The 4,625-nt window shown below is 60.2% G+C and carries 4 protein-coding genes and 2 tRNA genes; 3 read left to right on the forward strand and 3 right to left on the reverse strand.

Features of this window, described 5'->3' with window-relative positions; genetic code table 11:
* The first annotated feature begins 44 nt into the window (after positions 1-44).
* The gene (locus ACMNI9_RS03920; RefSeq protein ID WP_114567552.1) at positions 45-287 is read left to right on the forward strand and encodes a glutaredoxin family protein; all 243 of its coding nucleotides are present in this window, start codon (positions 45-47) and stop codon (positions 285-287) included.
* Between the two features lie 29 nt (positions 288-316).
* Here the strand turns inward: ACMNI9_RS03920 and ACMNI9_RS03925 are convergent, their stop codons facing one another.
* Entirely contained in the window at positions 317-1,219 is a 903-nt protein-coding gene (locus tag ACMNI9_RS03925) for a LysR family transcriptional regulator (RefSeq protein ID WP_114567553.1), read from the reverse strand.
* A gap of 205 nt (positions 1,220-1,424) precedes the next feature.
* Between ACMNI9_RS03925 and ACMNI9_RS03930 the strand changes: the two genes are divergently transcribed.
* Positions 1,425-3,143 carry an FAD-binding protein gene (locus ACMNI9_RS03930; protein ID WP_114567554.1) on the forward strand — a complete coding sequence of 573 codons (1,719 nt, stop codon included), beginning with the start codon at positions 1,425-1,427 and terminating at the stop codon, positions 3,141-3,143.
* A 451-nt stretch (positions 3,144-3,594) separates the two neighbouring features.
* Positions 3,595-3,668 (forward strand) — tRNA-Gly (locus tag ACMNI9_RS03935).
* 70 nt (positions 3,669-3,738) lie between these two features.
* Here the strand turns inward: ACMNI9_RS03935 and ACMNI9_RS03940 are convergent.
* Both ACMNI9_RS03940 and ACMNI9_RS03945 read right to left on the reverse strand, forming a co-directional pair.
* On the reverse strand, positions 3,739-4,302 hold the full coding sequence (locus tag ACMNI9_RS03940; RefSeq protein WP_216529646.1) for a DUF4256 domain-containing protein: 564 nt from the start codon (positions 4,300-4,302) through the stop codon (positions 3,739-3,741).
* Positions 4,303-4,492: 190 nt separating this feature from the next.
* Positions 4,493-4,569 (reverse strand) — tRNA-Pro (locus ACMNI9_RS03945).
* Positions 4,570-4,625 lie beyond the last annotated feature (56 nt).

Raw genomic sequence — 4,625 nt, forward strand, 5'->3', positions numbered from 1 at the left:
ACAGAAACGCTCGCCCTTGCTCAGCGCATCGAGAGGAGCCGCACATGCCCTACCTGGAAAACCACACGCTTTACTACAAGAAATCCTGCCCGTACTGCCAAAAAGTTCTACGATTCATGGACGCGAACAAGATCACCATGGACACGCGCGACACGCTGCAACCGGGAAACCAGAACGACCTTGTGCGCATTGGAGGCAAGAAGCAAGTCCCCTGCCTCGTTATCGGCAACCGTCCGCTGTACGAATCGGACGACATCGTCTCGTACCTGCGGGGCATCGTATCCTAAAGCGGTGCCCCGACTTCTCGTCTGCGCACTCAGAATCGCTTGCGCAGACGAGCGGCACGCTCGCACAAGTACTCCACCAGCTCGTCTTCAGCAGACGTGGGAGTTCGCGTTTTCAGACGAGACGCCCCGAATCCCCACGTAAATCCGCGTAAAGGCACGGCGCGCACGTCCTCGTTGCCCTTGAACACTTCCAAACACGCCAAATGAGGCAGCGTGAACCCGACGCCCCTCCCGTGCAGCACGAACTCGTATATCCAGAAAATCTCGGAGTACTTCACGATCTCGGGCGGATTCGCTCCGGCGCGCGCGAACCAATCCGACAGCGCGCGGTAGCATTTGAAATCGTCGCCGGGCATGGCGATGCGTCGGCCCGCAAGGTCCTCGGGACCGATGGATTCGCAATCGCCGAGCGGATCGTCGCGGCGCACCCAATACCATACGGGAGACGTGTACAGAAGCCGGGATTCGAACTCCTCGTCGCACGGCACGACGGTCAAAGCCATGTCGTAGAGACCCTCTCTCAGCGCGGCCTCGCACAGAGCGTCGGGCATTTCGCACAGCGATATGGACACGTCTGCATGGGTTTTGAGGTAATCCTGCAAGAAATCGCAGCCGAGAAAACCGGGGATGCCGAGCGAGCAGGCAATACGCAGCTCGACGTAGCCGCTCGAAGCTATGCGATCGAACGCAGCTGCCAGCAAATTGCGCTCGGCTCGCACGCGTTTGGCGTACTCGTAGAACTCATGGGCGTACGGCGTGGCAACGCGCGAGCCGTCCTCATCCATGGTGAACAGCGAAACTCCCAGTTCGCGCTCCATACTGCGAATAGCCTTCGTGAATCCCTGAGGAGACATGGGAACCTTGGCGGCGGCAGCGCTGAAGCTGGGCGATTCGTACGCCAGTATGAAGTAGTCGCACCTGTCCTGAAGCATGGAGCCCTCCCTCCCCTTCTCCAGATCGAACCTTATTGTACTACCAACCGCGTACGAACGGGTGAAACCAAACGTTTCAAGGGGCATCGGCTAGCTGGCCGCGAATCCATTGCGCAACCCGATCCCGAAGGGCCAAACTGAAGGCACGCCGCAGGAGGGCGGCTGGAATCGCTTCTCAGGGAAGCGACGTACAAGGAGGATCATCATGTCCGAAGCAACCAGCAACTTGAGTCGTCGATCGTTTCTCGCAGGGGCCGGCATTCTGACCGCAGGATTCGCCGGAGCCGCGCTGACCGGCTGCAGCCCGAGTGCGCCCGCCACAGGCAGCAAGGACCCGGCTTCCGCGCCCGAAGCGGGCGGCAACGAGCCTGCCGCAAACGGCAGCGACGCTTTGTGGAACATCCCCGAACTGGGAGAGCCGAAAGAAACCGTCAAGGCGGACGTATGCATCGTCGGTGCGGGAGGAACGGGCACAGCAGCGGCCATCCAAGCCATTGACCTGGGTCTCAAGCCAGTTGTGATCGAGCGTCTTTCCGGATACGGCGGATCGTTCATCGGAACCGAAGGCATGACGGCCCTGGAAACGCATTTCACCAAGGCAGACGGCGACATCATGTTCGCCGGCGCCTACAATCCCAACGCCCCGTACGATGTGAAGAACGCCACGAACACGTGCCTGAACTACCATCACTGGATTCCGCAGCACAAGCTGTACGAGAACTTCTTCGGGCAGACGTCCGAAACCATCGATTGGTTGGAAAGCCACGGCATCGAATTCGAAGGGAACATCTCCATCGGCGCCGGTCCGAAGGTATGGCACGTCTACGACAAGGGAGACAACGCCAGTCCCGGCGGCTACTTCATGCAGTGCTTCGGCAAGGAGGCCGAGAAACTAGGCGTTGAAGCTCACTTCAACACATTCGGCCGCAAGCTGATCCTGGAAGACGGCAAAGTGGCCGGCGTTCTGGCCGAAAAGGACAACGGCGACGTATTGAAGGTCGAAGCGCCCGTGGTCATGATATGCACGGGCGGTTACGCGAACAACCCCGAAATGCTCTACAGCGTATCCGAAACGAAAAACGAGAACATCCAGGCGCTTGGCATGGACTGCCGGGCAGGCGACGGATTGAAGATGGCCAAGGACGCCGGCGCCGAATTCGCCGAAGGCCTGGGCACCGTCATGTGGTGCGGACCCGTCACTATAGGAGCCGTTACGGCAACGTGGACCACCGACGCGTACTCCGTAGGCGTGCAGCCCACCGTATGGCTCAACGAAAAGGGCCAGCGATTCTGCAAAGAAGACCTCTGGCTGGACGACTTCTCGGGCGCTGGCATGTGCGTACGCAACCAGGATAAAACGTTCGCCCTGTTCACCGAAGCAGATATGAAACGCTGGGAAGCCGACGGCCCCGATGGGCAAGTGTTCTCGTTCGGCACGCCGGGAACGCCGCTGGCAAAAGCGCGCGAGGTCCTGCAAAAAGCCGAAGGCTGCCACGTGGGCGATTCGCTGGAAGACCTCTGCGCCAAAGTCGGGCTGGACCCCGCCGCCGTCAAGGCGACCGTCGAGCAGTACAACGCCTACTGCGACGTCGCGGCGGGCCTGGACGGAGAAGACCCCAGCGCCGACGAGGAATTCGGCAAGCGATCCAAGTTCATGCACAAGGTGGACGCAGGCCCCTATTGGCTGTGCGAAACCGCTGACGGGTTCTACACCACGTGCGGCGGCATCAAGGTGAACGAGAAGATACAAGTCCTCGACGACAAGGACCAGGTGATTCCGGGCCTGTACGCCGGAGGCTCCGACGCAGGCGGACTGTACGGCGACTCCTACGACGTCAAGTTCGCACCTGGCTCGCAAGCCGCCTGGGCCGTGAACTCCGGGCGCCTGGCAATGAAGGACGCCAAGGAGTACCTGGGCAAGTAAGCCGTTTCGCCCGGTGCAGACGATTTTGCAGCCGCCAAGCATCCCTTCCAAACGCTTGGCGTCGAACGCACCGGGCACATCTTTGCGCTGCGGCTTCGGCGCCGCCCCCTCCCCCGCGCCGAAGTCGCAGGACCCCGTGCACCGCGACCCGATCTCAATTCGACCGAGTCGCGGTGCGCTTTCGAGCAGGCGTTTCGCGACGATGGCTCTTGCGCGATGAATTGGGATGTTGCCGCAAACCGCTCCGCATGCGGCAAAAAGCATCGATTCCTGTCAAAATTTCCGGTTTCCACTGCGCAGGACGGCAAGCATCGGGGCGAAAGCGGCTCGATTCCCGCTTTGGGTTTTCGCGTCAATGGCCGGGTTCGACCGGATTCGTGGATTCCCTGGGATAATTTTGCGCGCATCGGAGAAACTTGCGGTACAATAGGCGCCGCGCTTAATGCGATATGCGGGTGTGGTTCAATGGTAGAACCTGAGCCTTCCAAGCTCATGACGCGGGTTCGATTCCCGTCACCCGCTCCACGAACGCTCAAGAAGCCCGATCATCGCGATCGGGCTTCTTTTTTCCTTCGCTTCCCTTGAGTCAGCAAGGCTACAATTCCAGCATTGCGCGGAACCCGCGCGCCGCATAGTAGGAATCGGCTCCGTTGTGAAACGTGAACACGCGGTTGTAACGACGGTCGCAGAACAGCGCGCCGCCTAAAGCGCGCACGTCGTCAGGAGTATCTATCCAGCTCGACGTCTTGAGGTCGAACGCACCGACCTCCTGCAAGCCCCGGTATTGAGCTTCGGTGAGAATCTTCGCGCCCATGGCATCCGCCACGCCAAGCGCGCTCCCTTGCGGCTTGTTGCGCTTGCGAGCTTGAAGCGCTGCGTCGTCGTAGCACAAGCCTCTTCTCCCGGCAGGACTTTCAGGCGAGCAGTCGAAGAACGCGAGCGCATCGCCAGCGGCTCGATCGCGCACGACGTCAGGTTGGCCGCCGGATGCCTCCATGGCCTGCAAGACGGCCAGCTTCCCGGGAGCCGCCGCAAGGCGAAGACGCACGTCGTCCCATGACGCATCAAGATGACGCTCGGGATGTTGTTCGAAACGGACGCGCAAGGTTGTCAGCAGATCGCCGAACTCACGATCAGCTTCGGAATGGACGGATTCCATCGCTATCGCCCCTTATCTAGTCTCATGCTCATTTGAAAACATGGTAGGACAAGAAGGCGCGCGCGGCGCACAGGACGCGAAACGGGAAGGAAACGGTTGCCGACGGCGTTTGCGCTTGTGACGAGAATGCCGAGATCTTGCAAGATTGCGAGCCACTTGCACAGACGCCGATCCGATTCAAAAAGAAAAATGGTCGGGATGACAGGATTCGAACCTGCGACATCCTGCTCCCAAAGCAGGCGCGCTACCAGGCTGCGCCACATCCCGACGTTCGGCTTGACGAAAGCCTATACATGATAAACGAACCGCATGATAATGGCAAA

It is taken from the genome of Paraeggerthella sp. (assembly GCF_048427265.1).
GTDB lineage: Bacteria > Actinomycetota > Coriobacteriia > Coriobacteriales > Eggerthellaceae > Paraeggerthella > Paraeggerthella hominis.